The following is a 21,059-nucleotide window of genomic DNA, read 5'->3' on the forward strand; positions in this document are numbered from 1 at the left end:
GAGAGTGAAATGAAGGGAGTTTTTTTTATATTATTTTCTTTGACAATAATATCAAGCAAAATTTTTTCAACACAGATAGAGTATACTGAAATAGATTTCGGGGATGTACCAATCGGTAATAAATCAATGCCCAATATTAAAATGCTCCCTTTTTCAATTCTTAATAAAAGTGATAATCTACTGATTATTGAGCACATGTCTGTAGTGAATAATTACGACCGAAAAATTGTTGACAGTGGAAATATTATCAGATTTATACCGGGATATATTTTCAGATATATGAATGGACCCCTTGAGATAAAACCGAATTCATCATATACAATGAATGTTTCCTATAACTCTGTTTATGTTGATCCAATAAGTCAGTCCGGGGAAAAACTGAGTAAATCTGTATATATATTTTATAGATACGAGAATGAAACTGAATACAATATAGATTCTGTTTCATTTTATGCTAGGTCGGTTGAAGGTAGTGAAATAGAAGCCTTTGGACATAAATACGATTTTTATCTATGTGAATCAGGTTCGAAATTTATAAGCAATCATTTTTTTGTTGGAGTAATAAACAAATCAAACTCAGATTTAAAAATAGATTCGATTGATGTTAATATACTTGGGGATAATTTAATACCAGACAAATTGATAGATGGAGATGGCTTTGAAACCGATTTACTTTTAAGAGATAGCTATTTGTGGTATCAATTCAAATATGAATATAAGAATTTTGAAAATTCAATAGGAAAAGTCAGGTTTTATGCTTCTGATAAGAATAATAATGAACTAAATTTAATAGCAGAGGATTCAACAGTTATAAAATATCATTCAGTTGCAGACGAAGGTAAGTTATCAATGTCAAACAGAAGTATTGTTTTTTATCAAGGAGAATCACAAAAAGTCAGAATGAGTTTACTAACATGCAAAAATGAAAATATGGTTTTAGATACTTTGTATTTAGTTGATAACGAGAAAGATGAAATATATACTATTTTCGAACCATTTGATTCATTTCCTATTTTTCTTAATACTGATTCAAATTATAATGCTTTTATTGAATTTAAATCAGTAAAACCAGGAACTAGACAGAAGCAAGTTTGTGCAGTTTTTTCAAATTCTAATAACGATAAATTCTTCAGATGCATAGACATAAATATTACTGTATTAACACTTTCAAGTATTGTTGAGTCTGAGAAAGTCAGCTCAAAATTTTTAATATATCCCCAGCCCGCTAACGATGTACTTAATATCAAATCAAATTCAGAATTTATAAATAAAATTGATTTGATTAAAATTTATGATTTATACGGTAATCTTGTTTTTCAAAAGACTATTGTTTTTGGTGATGTATCTATACCAATTTCAAATATAAGTAGTGGCATTTATTTTCTTCAAATACATTCATCAGGAAATATTTTTAATTACAAAATACCTGTAAGCAGATGATTCGGCTAAGAATATTTATATTCAGCTTATTGCTTTTAATCCCAATATTTTTAAAATCTCAAAATCCGGATAATATTGGCAAGGAATTTATCGTTTGTTTTCCAAAAAATGATGATGGAGAAAGTATTGGTGCAATTTTACAATTATTGATTATTAATTATGAAAATCAAGAAACTCAATTATCAATAAATTTTAGTTATGATGATACTTTACTCAATGATAATATTAATCCATTAGGATCAAAAATTATAAAAATTGATTCGAAATATGAATTAGCAACAATAAATGGCATTGAAAGAAATAGTATAAGAATTAAATCAAACACCGATATTTCAGTTTTAATGCTTTCAAAAACAAGAGAGTCTGCTGATGCGTGTCTTCTTCTTCCTATTTCATCTATTAGCAATAGTTATGTAATCGCTAATATTTCTAATAGAGATGAATTTAATTTAGCACGAATTAATATTGTTGCTATTACAAATAATACTTTAGTTGAGATCAATTCTGATGTCAGAATATACAACAGTCATGTAGATTTAGGATTAAAGAAAACCTTAAATTTAGATGAAGGCGAAGTCTATGTGCTTGTAGCAAATATTAAAGATAATAGCGATTTTTCAGGTACTCATATAACTTCAAACAATCCGATCTCAATTTTTTCATCACATGACAGAACTTCCTTGCCAACTCATATAGGTACCCAAGATCACATTATTGAACAAGTACCACCAATCAATATACTTGGAAATGAAACAATTTTTACTTTAACTAAGTTCCCATTATTTAATAGTAATATATACTCAAAAATAGTCGCAGCTTTTGATTCAACAACTATCACTTGGATGAACAATGATACTGTTATATCAAAAGGAGAGTTCTTAATTTTAAATAGTAATAAACCATTCTACATTAAATCAGATAAATCTGTTCTATTCTCTCAATTCGAGCAATCTGCAAAGATTCCTTTAACTAAAGGAGACCCATTTTTAGCTTTCATTCCACCTATTCAGCAGTGGAAGAATAATTATAAATTTTTCAGTCCTGAACTTGAGGATTTTACAGAACATTGGATAAATATTGCTATTCATAAAAATTCACTAAATTCAATTATTCTTGATGGTCAAATTATTGATACCGGTAATTTTACAAATGTGGAAGGAACAGAGTACTATTCCGGTTATGTTGAAGTAAAAAAGGGACTTCACAGTATTGAAGCAGATAGTAATTTTTCTCTTTTAGTTTATGGCTATGGTATAATAATCAGTTACGGCTACACAGGCGGTATGAAGACCGAAAGACTGCTCGAAAAAATTATGGATTCAAATCCGCCTGAATTACAGTCAAAAATTCATTGCGATGCCGAAATTGTCATAACTGAATTAAATGAATACGATTCAGGGATTGAAAGCATTAAGCTAGTTGAACAAGATAATTTAACAGTGGATATTCCGGTTTTTGAAAAGGGTGCATTTAAAGCTGTAATAAACATGAAGCTTATTGATGAAAACCTCGATGGCTTTGCTATTCTGAAGTCCCGTGATGTAAAAGGGCATGAGCGGCTTGATACAATGCGGCTTTTCGGATTTGATTTATCCCATCATTTTGCAGGTTATTTTGATACATTGTTTTATTCAGAATTTCGATGCGATTCAATAAAATTGTCAAATCGCAGCTTATCAAAGCGTACATTTCATCTTTATTTTGAAAAAAATACTGAAATATCTGTCCCGCCAAGCTATGCTACAATAACTTTAGAGCCGACAAGGGATACAATCGTACCATTTTGTGTTTATGCAGATTTTATGGGCAGTACAAGCGATAATTTGATCCTCCTTGATGATTGTAACCGTAAGTACAGGATTCCTGTGAGTTATACAATTGCTGATTTCCCCTCCGATATAAATACAAAATGTGAAGTAACTCTGGAGTTTACAATCGTTAGTGATTTGAGAAGTATTGCAGCAAATAATGACTTTGGTCAGAATATAATTATGAAAGTATTTAATTTATCCGGCAGAGAACTATATAGCGGCACACCAAATGATATAAGTAACAATTTCATAAGAGGCGTGTATTTCGTACTCTTCATTGATAACAACTCAATAACAAAGCGTATGATGGTAAGAATTGATTAAATTAATATTAAAATGTCACATTGGTTGTAATCTAAATAAACCAATGTGACACTTTGAATTTAATTAAATAAATTACTTGCCTTTTTGAGCATCTTCATATACAGGAGTATTTGAGGGGTCGAGATAAATCAAATCACGAAAAACACCGGGATGCTTTGTGTAGCCTTTAAATGTTTCAGCAAGTTCAAATGATTTAGCTTCAAAAAATGCCTGAAAAATTATACTCTGCTCAACAAGTTTATTTCTCTTATAGTCCGCCATTTCCTGAATCACAAAAGCAAGATTTTCGAGAGCTGCTTCTCTGTCTTCGTTCATATAATCCAGTCCGTCAAGATAATAGCTGGCAATGAGCTTTCTCAAATCTTCATATCGCATATTAGTAAGTTCGTTAATGAAATTGAATCTTGTAAATTCTCCGGGCTGTGAAATTGTCTGCCAGCCATCAGCCTGATAAGATGCTGCCATAGTAGCTATTAGTTTTGCCTGCTCATAAGCGCGTGTACCGTCGAGCTCACCATAAGTATCCAAATCGAATCCGATGATAAGTAACATATAAAAATCAAGCAATGTAGTGAATGGGTCATACCTTTGTGGATTATATGAGTGATTTGCGCCCATATTGTACTCAAATGACCATGTCTTGTCAAGAAGTCTCAAGACAATAGATTGACCGCCGTCAGTTCCGGCGATATGCCGCTTGGAAGCAATGAAAATCTGTGCCGAATACATATTGCGTGCACCACCGGCAAGTGCTATACTGATATCAACCGGAATTTTTGGTCCTTCCCAATCTATATCTGTAAATTTTTGCGAACTCAAATATCTTTCTATATCTGTAGCAAGAGAATTGACACTGATTCTGTATTCCTGTGGAATTTGGTCCATATTTATTACTACTGTTGCCTCAATCTCCTGAGCATCAGTTTTTGTAAAAGCAAATAAGAAAATGCTCAAAAAACATACAAAAAATAGTTTTTTCATTACTTCACCTAAAATATTTGAATATTATTAATAATTTTTTTCATAATTTCGTATTTTTAAAAACAACATACTGCGATTTTTATTTTATGACGAATAAGTATTTGATTGTGGTACTATTTAGTTTCATATTTTGCAATTATTCTATTTTATCGCAAAACTTTGGAAGCGTAAGCTATTTTTCTATGGCTAATTCATTAGGTCAGTCCCTGCTTGAGTCAAATTCTGCTGTAAATCCTGCTGCAATGACATTGGACACATCTGATTATGTAATTCTAAGAACAAAACCGTCGAGATTCGGAATCAGCGAGCTATCGCCATTTATGTTAAACAGCAAATTTTCAATTGATGAAATGCGTAGTATCGGGCTAAATCTCACAGGGCTTGGTGGAAATTTATATTCAGAAGTATCCGGTGAAATAAGATTTTCAAATAAGTTTGCAGATATTTTGACACTTGGATTATCTTACGAATATTCACGTCTTTCAATAAAAGATTACGGCATTACAGGGCTTTCAACTTTTAATATAGGTGCAGTACTTGAAATGGCTGATGATTTAAACGCTGGATTTTTGCTAAGAAATGTCACACGTAATTACACGGAATCCTATGACAAAACAATCTATCAGCAGTCTGTTATCGGATTGGCATACCGAATTGCAGACAATATGATAATCGAAGCTGATGCAGGGATAATCATAAACTCTAATACAACATTAGGTCTGGGATTTAAATATATGCCTCATACGGATATTTCTGTAAGGACGGCTTACAGGACAAATCCTAATATTTTTGAGCTTGGTGTCATATATTCGGCATTTCAGGATATATCAATTATGCTGTCTATCGAGCATAATGAATTATTAGGCACGAATCCGGAAATTGCACTGAGATACATATTTTAAGCTGCTTCATTATCAACACGAACAGCAACTACTTTTGATACACCGTCTTCCTGCATCGTCACGCCATAGAGAGTATCGGCGGCTTCCATAGTCTTTTTATTATGCGTTACAATCAAAAACTGCGTGTCAATGCTGAATTCTTTGATTAGATGTACAAACTTTTCTATATTTGCATCATCAAGCGGAGCATCAACTTCATCTAAGATACAGAATGGGCTTGGCTTTACAAGATAAATTGCAAATAGAAGTGCAATAGCTGTGAGTGTTTTCTCGCCACCTGAAAGCATTTCTATTGAGTGTGGTCTTTTGTTTGGTGGCTTGGCAGTAATTACGATATCGGATTCGAGCAAATCATCACTTTCAAGCTTAAGGTCAGCTTCACCCTCTTCGCCAAATAGCTTTTTGAATAGTAATTTGAAATTACTCTGTATTTTATCAAAAGTTTCTTTGAAATTTCTTTCGGCTGTAGAATTAATTTCTTCGATAGTTTCTCGCAATATTTTGCCCGACTCTTCAAGGTCGCCCATTTGCTTTTCATAAAATTCAAGCCTTTCGTTTTGAACATCGTATTCTTCGAGAGCCATAAAATTGACATTTCCGAGCTGGGAAAGTCTCTCTTTCAGTGATAGAATTTCAGTTTTTGATGACTGTATATCAAATTCGGGATTATCCTCCACCAAAGTAGTTTCGATGTCTGTTTCATATTGCTCCAAAGCCCGTTCGGTGATATTTTGAATATGAGAATTAGCTTCAGTCTCCTGAATTTCGAGCTGGTGAATATTTTCCTTCAATTTATCAAAATCACGCATCAAAATTTTATATTCGTTATTAACTTCATCAAATTTTGAATTTGTGCTTTTTTTGTTGTCTGAAAGAATATCAATTTTATTTTTCAGTTCGGTAATTCTGACTTCAGAACTGCTAAGATTTTCAGTATAAGTCTCAATTTTCTTGGCTAATTCATCTTTTTGTAAATCAAGAGAATCAAACTCATCCTTTCTTGATTTAATCCTTTGCAGGTATTGCTGAATTTCGTTTTCGATTCTTCTTATTTCGCCATCCAGTGATTTAATTTCTGACTCAATTTCAACCGATTCGAGCTCAGCATCTCTTAATATGTTTTGCTTTTCGGATAAATCGCTATGAGCATCAGCAAGCATTGCTTTAAGTTCAAGAAGCTCTGTTTGTTTTTGAGTGAGCTTATTTGTAAGTTCACTTATTTCATCAGCCGAGGATGAGTCATCATTTGTTATTTCGCTGATTTCGTCCTGTAGTCGAAAAGTATTATCCTCGATGAAATTAATATTATTTGTCAGCGACTCAAGCTTAAGTTTTAACTGTTCGGACTTGCGGCTGTTTTCGGCAATTTCATTTTCTGCAAGTTTGATATCCTGTTGAAGTTTGCTGATTTCAATAAAAGCGAGTTCCTCATTCAGAGAGGAAAGACTAACTTGAAGCTCATCAATATTGGAGGATAGTTCACCAATTTCCTTTTTTAACTTTGAAATACGTTCTTTCTTGCCGACCCATTGTCCTTCTTTTTGTGAAACAGAACCACCGGAAATAATACCGGCAGAGTGAAAAAGAGTACCATCAGTGGTCACACAGACATCAGCAAGTTTCTCCGTTATTACTCTGTTTGCTGTGTCACTATTTTCAACTATCAAGGTCTTGCCTAAAATTGCCCGAAGCAGGTTGCGAATATTGTTTTCGACCCTAACGGTTTCGCTTAGCCATCCAATAACGCCGGAAATATTGGGTTTGACACCTAAATCTGCTACTTCAGGAATAATGTCCAGACATATAAAACCGGATTTACCTTTGGCTTTATCACGAAGTAAATTTATCGCAAAAAATGCTTCATTCTGATTTTCTACAACAAAGCTATGGGCAAAATCACCAAGTGCAGTAAGTACAGCAAGACGATATTCATCATCAGTCCCGATAATTTCTCCGAGAATGACTTTTTCTGAACTTGTTTGCCAGCTCTGTGAATCAGATAAAAATTTCGTTGCAGCACTGCTGTCAACAAGCGAATTAAGAAAATCAAGGGATGCTTTTTTACCGCCGAGAGCATTCTTGTTATCGTTGATTTTTTGCTTTATTTTTTCGATTTCACTTTCAAGGGAAATTTTCTTTTCAAAAGCAAGTTTCAGCTCATTTTCTAAATGTTGAAGGTAATCTTTAAGTTCAGGTAACTTCAATTTATTACGACGGTTGTCTTCGTTAATCTCTTCTATTTGCTTTGAGTAACGAAATTTATCCTCTGATAACTGCTGAATTTTTCTCTCAAGATTTATTTTTCTCTCTTTACTTCTGTTGAGTATATTATTCAGAGATTCAATTTTATTTCTAATACCTGAGATTTCATTATTTGCATTATTAACTTTAGATTCAGCATCCCGAACTTTGGCTAAAGCTGTATCTCGTAATGCTGACAAAGATTTTACTCTTTCGGTATGCTCTGAAAGTCTGCTTTTAACTTCCTCAATATTCAGTAAAATATCTTTATGTCGCTGCTCTCTTAATTTTAAACTATTTTCAGATTCCAAAATATCATCGGTCAGTCTTTTGGCTGTAGAGTCGAAGGAAGTTGTTTTTTCAGATGATACTGCTATTTTTTGCTTCAAATCGGCAATTTCTCGGATAAGGATTCGCTCATTTTCAGTTGCCGATGTAAGTTCCTGCTCGATTCGAAACAGAATTTCCTTTTGTTTTGCAATTTCAGTTTCATTGCTGCTTAGAGCAATTTCAGTTTTAATTTTTTCAGCTGACAGCACTTTCAACTTTTCTGATATTACTTTTTTGTTATTGTTGAAATGTGCAAACTCATGAGCAAAAAGCATAATTTCAAGAGTTTTGAGTTCACCCAAATATTGATTATATCGTTTTGTTTTTGCTGCCTGACGGGAAAGAGAATTGACATTTTTTCTGACCTCCTGCAAAATATCCTGAATACGCTCCATATCGGATGTGACTGAGTCGAGCTTTTTCATTGATTCCTTTCGGCGCGCTTTATACTTTTTGATGCCGGCTGCTTCTTCGAACATAGCTCTGCGGTCGTCAACTTTGCCGCTGAGAATTGCATCAACCATTTTTAGCTCAATTACTGAGTATGAATCGGAGCCTATACCGGTATCCATAAACAAATCGAGTATATCTTTTAGCCGGCAATGAGTATTATTGAGAAGATATTCGCTGTCGCCATTTCTGAAAAGTCGGCGAGAAACAACTATTTGATTATAATCTGTAGGTAAAATATTTCTTGTATTATCAAAAGTAATCGAAACTTCTGCAAGACTTAGGGGTTTGCGGTCGCGAGTGCCATTGAAAATGACATTTTCCATAACGTCTGACCTAAGAGTAGATGCTTTCTTTTCACCTAAAACCCATCTGATTGCATCAACTACATTCGTTTTACCGCAGCCATTCGGTCCAACAACAGCCGAAAGACCCGGAGCAAACTTGAGCTTAGTCTTTTGTGCAAATGATTTAAAACCAATTATTTCTATGTCAGAAAGATACATAAATTTGTGTTTATGACTTTTTTGAAAATTGCAAAATTCAGAACCTTAAAAATATCAATTTTTGAGGACTTTTTATAAAATATGTTTCCACAATATTTTATTTAAATTGTGGAAAAACAATACTAATCCAACATCCAGATTTTTGAGTCAGCATCAGGCGGCATACGCCAGTCAGCTCTTGGCGATAGTGCAACAGTACCGATTTTGGGTCCGTCAGGCTGAGTATTTCGTTTAAATTGATTTCCAAAAAATCGCTTAAAGAAAGTATTTAAAGTATTTTTTATAAATTTCTTATCATATATTCCATCAAATGCGATTCCGGCTAAAAATAAAATTTTCTCAGGCTGAAATGAATGTCTTACGGCATAATAAAGAAAAAAGTCGTGTAGTATATAAGGACCGATTGCAGATTCTGTTTCCTGAGCAATATTTCCGGCTTCATCCGGAGGAAGTAGCTCAGGTGAAATCGGAGTATTTGAAATATCATTTAGAATTTCTGAAATCTCGAGGTCTCCATTAGTGCGTGCATACCATTCGATAAGATAGCGGACAAGTGTCTTCGGTACACCCGAATTAACACCATACATTGACATGTGGTCGCCATTATATGTACACCAACCGAGTGCAGTCTCGCTCAAATCGCCTGTGCCGATTACAATCCCGTTATATTTATTTGCGAGGTCCATAAGTATGTGGGTTCTTTTGCGGGCTTGAGCATTTTCATAGACCACATCATGAATTTCAGGGTCGTGTCCGATTTCTTCAAAATGCAGTTTGACACTATCATTTATTGATATTTCCAATGTATTTAGCCCCAGCTTTTCGGCTAATCTCAGAGCGTTATTTTTTGTGCGTTGAGTTGTACCAAATCCCGGCATCGTAACAGCATGAATTCCCTTTGTATCAAGATTTAATTTTTTGAACGCAAAATATGTTACAATCAGTGCCAAAGTGGAATCCAGACCGCCGGATATTCCTATCACAGCGTTTTTCGATGATATGTGGGCAAGCCTGCGAGCAAGTCCTGCTACCTGTATATCAATTATTTCGGAGCACACTTTATTGATAGAGCTTTCATCTTCAGGTACAAATGGTGTTTTGGATATTTTACGCATTAGTGGCTGATTCAGATTTGCTTGAATTTCAATCCGAACAATCCTGAAATCCATATCCGATGAAGTCCCGGAAAAAGTATTGTTTTTAAGGCGGTCATTTATCAACCTTTCGATATCTATATCAGCAATACATATTTCAGATTTGAAAGAATAATTATCAGTCTTAGCAAGAAGTGATGCATTTTCAAATATCATTGATTTGCCTGCAAATACTGTTTCTGCTGATGATTCCCATACACCTGAAGATGAGTAAATCAATGCTGCTAAATATCTTCCGGAGTGCATTTTGACATTATTTAACCTGTAGTCAGACTTGCCTAAATATTCGTTGCTTGCAGATAAGTTAACCAGAACTGTTGCTCCTGATACAGATAAATCACCTGCAGGCGGCTTTGGAGACCACATATCCTCGCAAATCTCTATACCAATTTTGAATCTTTTATCGAAAATATTCTCAAAGATTAAATCCCCGCCGAAAGGAACTTCCTCATTGCCAATCATTATTGTTTCAGTATCTCTGTCAAATTCTGAGGCAAACCACCTTTCCTCATAATATTCCAAATGATTGCAAAGATATGTTTTCGGAACTACTCCGGCAATTTTCCCGCCTGAAATAACCACAGCGGTATTAAAAAGTCGGGATTCAGTTTCGAGTGGTGCGCCGACAATTATGACTGCCCCTGATTTCTTGCTGATTTTGCATAATTCAACCAGTGACTGCTCTACAGATTTCAAAAGTTTCTTTTGAAAAAACAAATCCTGACAAGAATATCCGCTAATGCTCAGCTCCGGAAAAACATACAAAGCAGCTTTATTTTCTGAGATTATTCTTGCAATTTCATTGGTATTAAATTCAGGATTTGCAATCCTGAGCTCAGGACTGACTGCTGCAACACGATAAAATCCAAAATTGTCGGTTGACTTATTCATCTTTTTTCCATTTTCAAATTTATAAGTATTACAAAAATAAGAAAAAATCCGCTTTTATACTAAGTTATAAAAGCGGATTGAATAATAATATTATTTAAATAATTTATTTAATATTTGCATTATCAAAAACCAGGCAAAGCCGATTGAACCTACTGCAAATATAGAGATAAAATAAATCCCAACTTTATGTGTGGTGCCATAATTTTTCTATCAATTACCTATTTTCACAAAACCGCTTGTAACAGATAAGCCGGAACTATTGTAAAGCTGCAAATAATACGTTCCCTGCTCAAGACCGGAAATATCTATACGATAGCTTGACAACAACTCACTTTGCAATTTCCTGCCTTTAATATCGTAAATTTTGTATCGTTCGTAATGTTGTATCATATCGTGACTTAGAGTGATGAATGAGTATGCCGGGTTGGGATAGATCCCTAATTCTGTTGCTTCTTTAGAATTTACAGATAAAGGTAGTTTCCCTTTAAAAATACCATCATTTGAAGTGGCTAACAGAGGATTTTCTCCTAAAAATGTGATAAATTGATAAACTCTGTTTTGCTTTTGACTAACATCCTCAGGACTTTCATTTATCCACGAGTTGCCACCATCGGTCGTTCTAAGTATTAAGCCGTTTGAACCGACTAAAATACCAATATCTAAATTATGAAAGGAAATATTGCTGAATGTTGAACTTGAATCCATAAATTCATAGATAACTTGCCAACTTTCACCGCCATCAATGGTTTTGAGAAGTACAGACTTTTTTTGGTCTTTTTCAACATTGTCATCTTCTGTTGCTATAATCCAGCCAGTTGATTTATCGAAGAAATATATATTCTTTATAAATATATATGGCTCATCCATCGTTTTCCTTTCAAACAATGTTGTTAGATGCCAGGTATCTCCAAAATTACTTGTTTTTGCTATTACTGATTTTGTTTCAAGAAATTGCTCAGTTATTTTCTTGTGAAAAATCACACTCACAAAGAAATTTCTTTCATCAATTGAACATACAAATTTTGTCGGAGTATTACTATTACGAACACTGAATCCTTCAGGTATCATTTCTTCATCAAAAATTAACTCACGGTAACTATTCCAACCATCATTTGTTATAAAAACATAAGCAGGAAATCCGGCTATTCCTGATAAATTGTTATACATATCAATATCCCATACAGGCATATTTATTTTTCCTGTATGTTTCTGACTTACAAAAATAATTGTATCATGAATATTAGTAATCAAGTTATGAATAATCAAATGTGCATCACTTGAACCAATAAATATTTTATCCCCAACAGGATATGAAATATTGGTTGAAGTCAGTGGAAATGGTTTGTTTGGTTGATTCACATCATCGTATAGTACATCCCAATTTAAACCAGCGTTAGTAGAATACATAAGTCTTCTATAAAAAGACTTATGTGCTAAAGCAGCACAAAGACTACCGTTTGCACAGTCAATTGATTGCACATACTCACTATTTGTTCGAACCCTGTCCCATTCAATTTGTGAATTTAATATGGATGGTACAAATGTTATGAAAATTAAACCAATTATAATAAATCGAATTTTCATCTCTATCTCTCCATTTTAATGAATTTATCAAAATAACTTCCAATTCTTATGAAATACACTCCTGCCGGCAAATGAGAGACATCAATTCTTAAATTCCCCTCACCCGTGGGTGTCAGCGCAGCTGACGGGGTGGATATGACTTCAATTCCAAGCATATCAAATATCTGCACTTTATCAACCAACCCATCAACCCTGCGGTTAACCGTAGGGTTGATTTCAGGGATAGAAATTGTAATGAAATCACTTGCGGGGTTGGGATAGATATTATGAAATGATTCATTATTATCTAGAAATGAAGTTGTATAATATCCCTTTAGAATACCATCGCCAATTGTTACAAGAATAGGGTTTTCACCTGCAAATGCAACTCTTTGAACTGCTCTTTTGCTCATTTGGTGGGCTGTGATATTGGAATCTGTAACATCAATCCAATTCCTACCTCCATCATAAGTAGCCATTATAGTTCCAATACGCCCAGCTGCTATGCCGAATTCTGAATCTCTGAAGCTAATACTGAATAGTTCCCGACTAATATGCGGATCATCCTCCCATATTATTTCCCAATTAAATCCACCATCAGTTGTTTTATAAACTATATTATGTTCCACTCTGGGATAAACTTTTACATTATATCTTAGAGCCAATGCCCACCCTGTCATTTTATCTAAAAAATGAAAATCATATAAAATGACTGAAGTGTCATTTAAGGTTTCCTGATTTGCTAACTCAAACATATTCCATGTTTTACCGCCATCGCTTGATCTTGAAATATAATTATACCTAATTGCTTCATATTGAGTTACATACTTAAGAGCATTTATGTTGAGTAAAATATTATCTTTGTCAAATGTATGGGCTGTATTGCCAAATAAACCTCCAAAGTACATAGTATAGCCCTCGGGAATAATAGAACTATATCTTATATCAGTTAAGTCTTCAATAGTTTTCCATCCATCGGTTGTTTTAAATAATGAGGTAAGTGAAAAAGTTATACCGGAAAGCGAATCAGACATACTGAGACTTCTGAAATATTCTTTCTTAGAAGGGTGGATTGAATCTCTTAAAGGTATTGTATCCATCGTTTTAAAATCATCCAATGTACGTAATAAAACAGGGAAATCCGTTGATATATAAACTACTCCCGGTGATGGACAGGACATTGCACATCCATAAGCAAGGTACGGAATTGTATAAGAACTATAAACCTGATTCCAGGTTTCGCCATAGTCAGAAGAACTAATTACATTTATCAAATCCTCAAAATGATGTCCTAATACATAACATTTGCTTCCAAGACAATTAATGTACAAAAAATCTTCCAATTGAGCAACAGTTTTTGTTCGTTCCCAATTTATTTGACTTTGCAATGTGCTATGACAGGTAATAAGAATAATTAATACAAATAATTTCATTTCATTTTTCTCCCAAAAGGTAGAGCTACTTTTATGAAAAGTAGCTCTGTATTTAAAGTTAATTGACAATAATCACTTTCTCAGTCTTAACTGAAATACCATCAATAACAAGTGAATAAAAATAAACACCGTTTGAAAGGTTTATAGTGTTAAGATTAAGATGTTTGTTTGTATCAGTAAACACAATATTATGAATCACAGAACCATGCAAATTATAAATTTTAAGTTCTGCTTTCTGACCTTTTTTTATGTATTTACTTAAATCAATACTTTCTTTATTGTAATTAATAGTACCGATTGTAGTATTTATATTTTCAATGTTGAAATTTTCAATTAATTTTTTATTTATTGCTAAAGGGTAAAAATCACCTATTAATAGCATCCAATCACAATTTGGCAAACAAAAATACAAATTTCCCCAAATGTTTATGAAATTAAAACCACAAATTGAAAGCCAATCCGGTACAATATTTGGCATTACATGCACACCATTTGAATCCTTGCAAACTGTGATTGGCAATATACAACAATCAGAACTATCACATTTTACAGACACCATAACAGAATCAATCACAAAATCGAAAGGATTATAAGTAGGGTCTAATATCGGGTCAGCTCTTCTCATATAGTACTCAGGATAAGTTGCCCAACAGCCACCTGAACCTACCTGCCAAGTAGTATCACATTGACCTGGTTGTTGAGGTTTAAATTGCATTTCGTTCATATTAATAATTTTTCCGAAAGCTTCTTTCATCAACAAATCCTTGCTGCATAACTCACATTGCCAATTTTTTCTAACTAATGCAAGTATTTCCAATTCTTGCTTGCCTTGGCAAGTTCTTGTAACATAATTTACTTGAACATTACATCCCGGGCAAATATCAGATGGGTAGATTGCTACATGATATTCCCAAGTTTCTCCCTCACATTCTGTCATACATGGTTCGGGTAAATCAATATCAATTGTGTCAGGAATATTTGTTGTATCACAAAATTTGGTATGTGAAAGAATGCATGGATTAGGGTCGCCCGGATACCTGAGAAGTGTTATATATGCTTCACTTGTTTCACCCGGATTAATACATCCGTTATAATTTGATATAGGATAAGTTTCTATACTATGAGGTGGCTCTGAAGCAATAACATTCATAGGCAGATTATCGTAATAGTAGTATTTAAAGCAAGTAATGTTATCAGGAATATTAAGATTATGAACAACGGCACATCCATCAGGACATAAATCGGGATTAGGTCCAACCGTAGTTGTAAACCAGCCATTAGTGGTTTCATCAGGACATTCGCAGCACTGGCTGGCATCTCTTGAATAAGAATATGAATTGTAACCCTCGGCAGGTTCTGAACTCCAAATACAGAAATAGTTACTTGTTCCCGGGTCAATGAAAGCGACTCTTATTTCAAAGATGTCCAATCCATATTTCGGACATATTAAGAAGCTGATATTTGAATTATAAGAATCATTGTAGTCAACTGTTTCATACTCTTGCGTTATTGGATTAAACAACTGAAACAGGATTTTTGCAGAACAGTAGGGATTATAAATTTCAATAAAAACACAACAATTTGTAGTATCAGTGAAATTCACATCAATATAGTCACAGCATAAACTACTACTTATTTCATCTGATATTGCTTTGTTATAATTTGACAAAAATAGAATCATAATAGCTGCTATCAGTAAATATTTTGAAAAGCTGTTATGTAATAACTGCTGCTCTGCTGCTCTGCTGCTCTGCTGCTCTGCTGCTCTGCTGCTCTGCTGCTCTGCTGCTCTGCGAGCAGCTACTAAGTAAATATTCGACATCATAAAAAATCCTCCAAAAATTTATAAAATTGGTACAAATTTTGTTAATTTGTACATGATAAAGCCCCAAATCATTAAAATAAATTATCAAAGTGCTGATTCCTATATGCAACTTAATTCATTTTCAATTAATTTCCAAATTTTATTTTAAAATATTTTAAATGTTTTCCATTTTTATAAAAAAATCCACCGTATATTTTTCATACGATGGATTTATTTTTATCTGCGATAGTTCTTTCTACTTTCTATTAACTTTTAATGTCAATACGAACCAGGCAAATCCGATTGCACCAATTGCGAAAATAGTATCACCAAAAACACGCATCCACTTGAAGAAACCTACAACCGGTGTCTGCAAAAATTCAGCTGAACGTGCATACCATAATCCGTGATTTACACTTGCTATTGTCTGCAAAAGTCCGACCGGAAGCAAACTGAGTAATGCCATTGCCGCAAGACCAATATTTATACTCCAGAATGAATATTTTAACAGTTTCTCATTCCACGCGATCTCTGTATTCATACTGCGGAGAACGAAAAGCATCAATCCGATACCCAACATTCCATATACTCCGAAAAGTGCAGTATGACCGTGGAGTGGCGTTGTGTTTAAGCCCTGCATATAGTATAATGCAATAGGCGGATTAATCAAAAAGCAGATGGACTACACTGACAAAGTGGAGTCCATCTATAAAATTAACTCTATAAAATTAAACTGATTTACATCTTCACAAATTTCTCTACACGTGTGCCAATCCTAATGAAATACACTCCTGCCGGCAAATGAGAGACATCAATTCTTAAATTCCCCTCACCCGTGGGTGTCAGCGCAGCTGACGGGGTAGATATGACTTCAATTCCAAGCATATCAAATATCTGCACTTTATCAACCAACCCATCAACCCTGCGGTTAACCGTAGGGTTGATTTCAGGGATAGAAATTGTAATGAAATCACTTGCCGGGTTGGGATAGATCCCTAATTCTGTTGCTTCTTTAGAATTTACGGAAGTATTTTTAGAGATTACTTCTGCCAAAACCGATAATGAAGAAATTGCTATTTTTGAGTTATCATACAAATAATCTAAATTCAAATTTTCGAACTTATCATTTATACCGGAAGCAATGCTATCTATTGCTCTGTAAGAATTAGTAAAAGTTAGGTCAGAAACATGAGGTAATTGCGACCTAAGTGTAGCAAAGCCTTTAACTGTATTGTTTTTAAAAGTATTCAGATTCAAAACCTCAGTGGAGAATTTAAAAGTGGATACAAGATGAGATGCTTTTACAGTATCTGAAGTAAAAAATGTATTTTCATTTTGGAAAAGTTCTCTTCCTAAACCCGTAAGAAAAATATTCTCCTGAAATTCAATATCTGATTTATTTAAAGAATCCAACAAATGACCGGGACCATAACCTGAATCATAAACATCATCAAATCCTGCAAATACAATAGTTTTCTCATTTTCGTAACTTTTCAAGATTCTTGCTGCTTCGAGCATAATGGCAATACCTGTAGCATTTAAATTTGCACCGGGCAATGTATCAGTTAGTGGATCTACCATTAATGAATAGCGTGTATCAAAGTTAGCTGAAAATAAAACAACATTTTGAGGTTTAGTTCTTCCGGGCTTAATAGCATAAGAGGTTTCCAAAGAAACAGTCCAGTTTGAAGGAAATACTGATACAAAGTGTGCATCATAACCATATTCGGCTAATTTATTTGTTATATACTTTGCAGCTAATTTATTAAGGTCTGACTTGTAATACCTGTTAATAAATTTAATCTCCTGTCCATCAACAATCACAGTGTTTTCGCCTGACAAATCCTTGATTATCTGTTCAATATTTTCAATATTGACTTTTGATGCAATTTCTTTTATAAGTATCTCATTAGATACTGAGCCGATTACAAAATACAACATAAAAAATATGATAATTATTGCTATTCTTTTCATCTCTATCTCTCCATTTTAATGAATTTATCAAAATAACTTCCAATTCTTATGAAATACACTCCTGCCGGCAAATGAGAGACATCAATTCTTAAATTCCCCTCACCCGTGGGTGTCAGCGCAGCTGACGGGGTAGATATGACTTCAATTCCAAGCATATCAAATATCTGCACTTTATCAACCAACCCATCAACCCTGCGGTTAACCGTAGGGTTGATTTCAGGGATAGAAATTGTAATATAATCACTTGCAGGGTTGGGGTATAAACCAAATCCACCATCCTGATAATCAACTGATGATGTATTATAAGTGCCGACGAATATTCCATCATCAAGACAACTTAACATGGGTATATCGCCCGCAAAATCACCACTCATAAGTGATTTACCATGACTCCATTCGCTTGACATATTTGGATTTTCATCATTCCAGGTCTCTCCGCCATCGTATGTGGAAAGTATTTTTCCGATTCTACCTAATACAAATCCGTGAAGTGAATCACGAAAGAACAAATTATTAAGTTCAAATACAAATGGGTCAGAATATGCAAGTTGAACCTTCCAGTTTAAACCACCATCCGTTGTTTTATAGACATAGGATGAATCATTACCAATTCTACCACTACCTACTGCCCAACCAATTTTGTCATTTACAAAGTCGAAGCGTATGACATAATATACTGGTTGTTCATGTGTATCGTTATCACATAAAGTAAAAAAGTCCCATGATTTTCCACGATTGCTTGTTTTTGCTATTCCTGATTTACTTATAAAGACAAATTGACTGGGATTATGATAAAATTTAACATAAAGTAAAAAATTATTACTGTCAATCATATATAATGGATTCCCAGCACCAAGTCCTAATGCCATTATATAGCCGTCAGGTTTATGTTCCAAAGGACCCGGAATACTATCAAAAGTATTCCACCCGTCTCTGGTGAAAAACATTTGTTTTGAGGTTGAAGCTACACCATAATTTGTATCAACCATAGATATATGTCTTATACCTGAAGCATATAAATTTTCTTCTTCCCATTCTTCATGAAGTATAAGACGAACTGTATCCATAGTTTTAAAATCGTCCTTTGTTCTTCGTATCATACCTCGGTCTGATGCCAAAAAAACATGCCCGTTAAAAGGTGCAGCAATTTCATACGCTTTAGAATATTTAGGTCGGGGAAATGTATCCACTTTTGTATAAAACTCATTCAACTTACTTCGCCAAAGTCTTTGTGGATTCTCTGATTTCAAAACTCCTGTATAACCTTGCATAGCTGTAAGACAATAACAATTACTGTTATCTGCACATATCAGACTTCGGTACATCATATCTTTTGCAGGAATATTTTTCTGTGCCCAAGTGATTTCTGCAAATGAGTTATTTATATAAGAAAGCAATATTAAAATAACAAGTATAAGCAATCTGTGGAAAATCATTAGTTTCTCCTTTTTATTAGTGTCTATTTTATAATAATAATTTTGTCGGATTTGATAACAACACCATCAAAATAAATATTATAAAAATAAATACCGTTATTCAAATCTGAAAAATCGAATTCTTCATTTGTTACATTATTAGTTGTTTTCAATTGAATATTCTTAATTACTCTGCCCTGTAGATCGAATATTTTAATAGAAGCACTCGTAATGTCCGGTTTAAAGTAAGTAAGTCCTAATTTTGAATTAACCCATTGAGTATGTATTTCCTTGTTATTTAAATTCTTAATAATATTTTTATTTAACATAATATTCTCATACACTGGGGGAGACCATGGTTCTATTTCAAGGGAATCTAACCAGTTACAATTAGGAGCACAGTCAAATTGTCTTCCATAAATGTCAGTAGTCTTAATAGAATCACAATTGCTGTGAAGTGGTCCAATATCACGATAAACTCTAATACCATCAGGATACCTACAAACTTTAATTGGGATAAAACAACAGTCTGTAGAATCACATTTCACATGATGAAGTATTGAGTCGCGAACGAATATGGGAAATGGATTTTGAGTTGGGTCAGGCATTGGGTCTGGAAATACGATTTTCCAATAATACAAATAGTATGACGCCCAACAGCCACCTGAACCTACCTGCCAAGTAGTATCACATTGACCTGGATCTTGAGGTTGAAATTGCATCTGATTTTCATAAACAATAAAATTAAAAGCCTTTCTCATTAATGAAGCATTATTATAACTGCTACTACATCCCGGGCCACTTATCGAAATCATAGTAATTTCTAATTCCTGTTTACCACAGTTGTCTCTTGTATAATAGTAAATTTTCGCGTTACAATCAACATCCAATGGCATATCAATTGTTCTCAAATCCCATATTCCTGCACAATCTGTTGAACAAGGGTCAGGAACATCAGGATCAGGTGCTATAGTAGTATCACATATTGCTTCAGCAAACATCTCACAAGCTTCCGGGTCATTAGGATAGCGTTGCAGCATTATCGCCGGTGATGTAGTTGTACCATAAGGCATACAACCATCATACATCGAAATAGGTTCATTTGTAAGACTTCTGTTTATATTAATATCATTAATGCCTTGTGGGATATTTTCATAAGAGTAATATTTATAACAAGTAATATTCTCAGGTATATTTAGGGTATGAACGTATCGGCATCCATCAGGACAACTTGGGTCTGCAAAAGCTTGAACGGTAAACCAAGTATTTTGATGAGGAGGACATTCGCAGCACTGGCTGGCATCAGTTTCAAAGGTAAATGAATTCCACCCTTCTTCGCGATAGAATCCTGTATTACACCAGTACTTATTTTCATCTCCCGTATCAACAACCGAAACTCTGAATTTTAAAATAGTTTCCCCATTTTCAGGACAAATAATGAACTTAACTGTATCATTATAAACTCCTTCTAAATGTTTTGTTTCATATTGTTGGGTAACAGGATTATAGTATTGGAACTTAAAATTGGCGTCACAATCCAGGTTGTATGCAGAAATCTCAACACAGCAATTGTCAGCCGGTCTATAATCTACACTGACACACCAACAACAAACTCCTTCGGGACACGTTGTTAAAGAGTATGAATTATGATAACAAATCATAATTGCAACTATTATTGTAAAGAATAAAGTAGAACCATTAAACCTGCTCTGCTGCTCTGCTGCTCTGCTGCTCTGCTGCTCTGCTGCTCTGCTGCTCTGCAGCTCTGCGAGCAGCTACTAAGTAAATATTCGACATCATAAAAAATCCTCCAAAAATTTATAAAATTGGTACAAATTTT

At 34.0% G+C, this 21,059-nt stretch carries 13 protein-coding genes; 3 read left to right on the plus strand and 10 right to left on the minus strand.

The features are described from left to right. Positions 1-9 precede the first annotated feature (9 nt). A complete protein-coding gene (locus tag KF896_08405) occupies positions 10-1,440 on the plus strand; it encodes a T9SS type A sorting domain-containing protein (GenBank protein MBX3043723.1) in 1,431 nt (476 codons plus the stop codon). Next, a complete protein-coding gene (locus KF896_08410) occupies positions 1,437-3,575 on the plus strand; it encodes an IgGFc-binding protein (protein ID MBX3043724.1) in 2,139 nt (712 codons plus the stop codon). Before KF896_08405 ends, KF896_08410 begins: the two co-directional genes overlap by 4 nt. A gap of 72 nt (positions 3,576-3,647) precedes the next feature. On the opposite strand, the gene KF896_08415 is transcribed toward KF896_08410, so the two are convergent. Continuing rightward, complete coding sequence (locus tag KF896_08415) at positions 3,648-4,556, minus strand: DUF4835 family protein (protein ID MBX3043725.1); 909 nt, start codon at positions 4,554-4,556, stop codon at positions 3,648-3,650. 182 nt (positions 4,557-4,738) lie between these two features. Between KF896_08415 and KF896_08420 the strand changes: the two genes are divergently transcribed. After that, the gene (locus tag KF896_08420; GenBank protein MBX3043726.1) at positions 4,739-5,458 is read left to right on the plus strand and encodes a hypothetical protein; all 720 of its coding nucleotides are present in this window, start codon (positions 4,739-4,741) and stop codon (positions 5,456-5,458) included. Here the strand turns inward: KF896_08420 and smc are convergent. From smc to KF896_08465, 9 genes are all read right to left on the minus strand, one after another. After that, complete coding sequence (gene smc, locus KF896_08425; protein ID MBX3043727.1) at positions 5,455-8,985, minus strand: chromosome segregation protein SMC; 3,531 nt, start codon at positions 8,983-8,985, stop codon at positions 5,455-5,457. The two genes, KF896_08420 and smc, sit on opposite strands and share 4 nt — an antisense overlap. A 122-nt stretch (positions 8,986-9,107) precedes the next feature. Then, entirely contained in the window at positions 9,108-11,030 is a 1,923-nt protein-coding gene (locus KF896_08430) for an NAD(+) synthase (GenBank protein ID MBX3043728.1), read from the minus strand. 210 nt (positions 11,031-11,240) lie between these two features. After that, a complete protein-coding gene (locus KF896_08435; protein MBX3043729.1) occupies positions 11,241-12,614 on the minus strand; it encodes a T9SS type A sorting domain-containing protein in 1,374 nt (457 codons plus the stop codon). Between the two features lie 2 nt (positions 12,615-12,616). Then, entirely contained in the window at positions 12,617-14,026 is a 1,410-nt protein-coding gene (locus KF896_08440; protein ID MBX3043730.1) for a T9SS type A sorting domain-containing protein, read from the minus strand. 58 nt (positions 14,027-14,084) lie between these two features. After that, a complete protein-coding gene (locus KF896_08445; protein ID MBX3043731.1) occupies positions 14,085-15,851 on the minus strand; it encodes a T9SS type A sorting domain-containing protein in 1,767 nt (588 codons plus the stop codon). Positions 15,852-16,086: 235 nt separating this feature from the next. Beyond that, complete coding sequence (locus tag KF896_08450) at positions 16,087-16,470, minus strand: cbb3-type cytochrome c oxidase subunit I (protein ID MBX3043732.1); 384 nt, start codon at positions 16,468-16,470, stop codon at positions 16,087-16,089. Positions 16,471-16,568: 98 nt separating this feature from the next. Continuing rightward, entirely contained in the window at positions 16,569-17,804 is a 1,236-nt protein-coding gene (locus KF896_08455) for a T9SS type A sorting domain-containing protein (GenBank protein ID MBX3043733.1), read from the minus strand. A gap of 2 nt (positions 17,805-17,806) precedes the next feature. Then, entirely contained in the window at positions 17,807-19,240 is a 1,434-nt protein-coding gene (locus tag KF896_08460) for a T9SS type A sorting domain-containing protein (protein MBX3043734.1), read from the minus strand. Positions 19,241-19,263: 23 nt separating this feature from the next. Further along, positions 19,264-20,880, minus strand: coding sequence for a T9SS type A sorting domain-containing protein (locus KF896_08465; GenBank protein MBX3043735.1), 1,617 nt, complete (start codon positions 20,878-20,880; stop codon positions 19,264-19,266). Between the last annotated feature and the right edge of the window lie 179 nt (positions 20,881-21,059).

The sequence above is a fragment of the Ignavibacteriota bacterium genome, assembly GCA_019637995.1.
Lineage (GTDB): Bacteria > Bacteroidota > Ignavibacteria > Kapaibacteriales > UBA2268 > JANJTB01.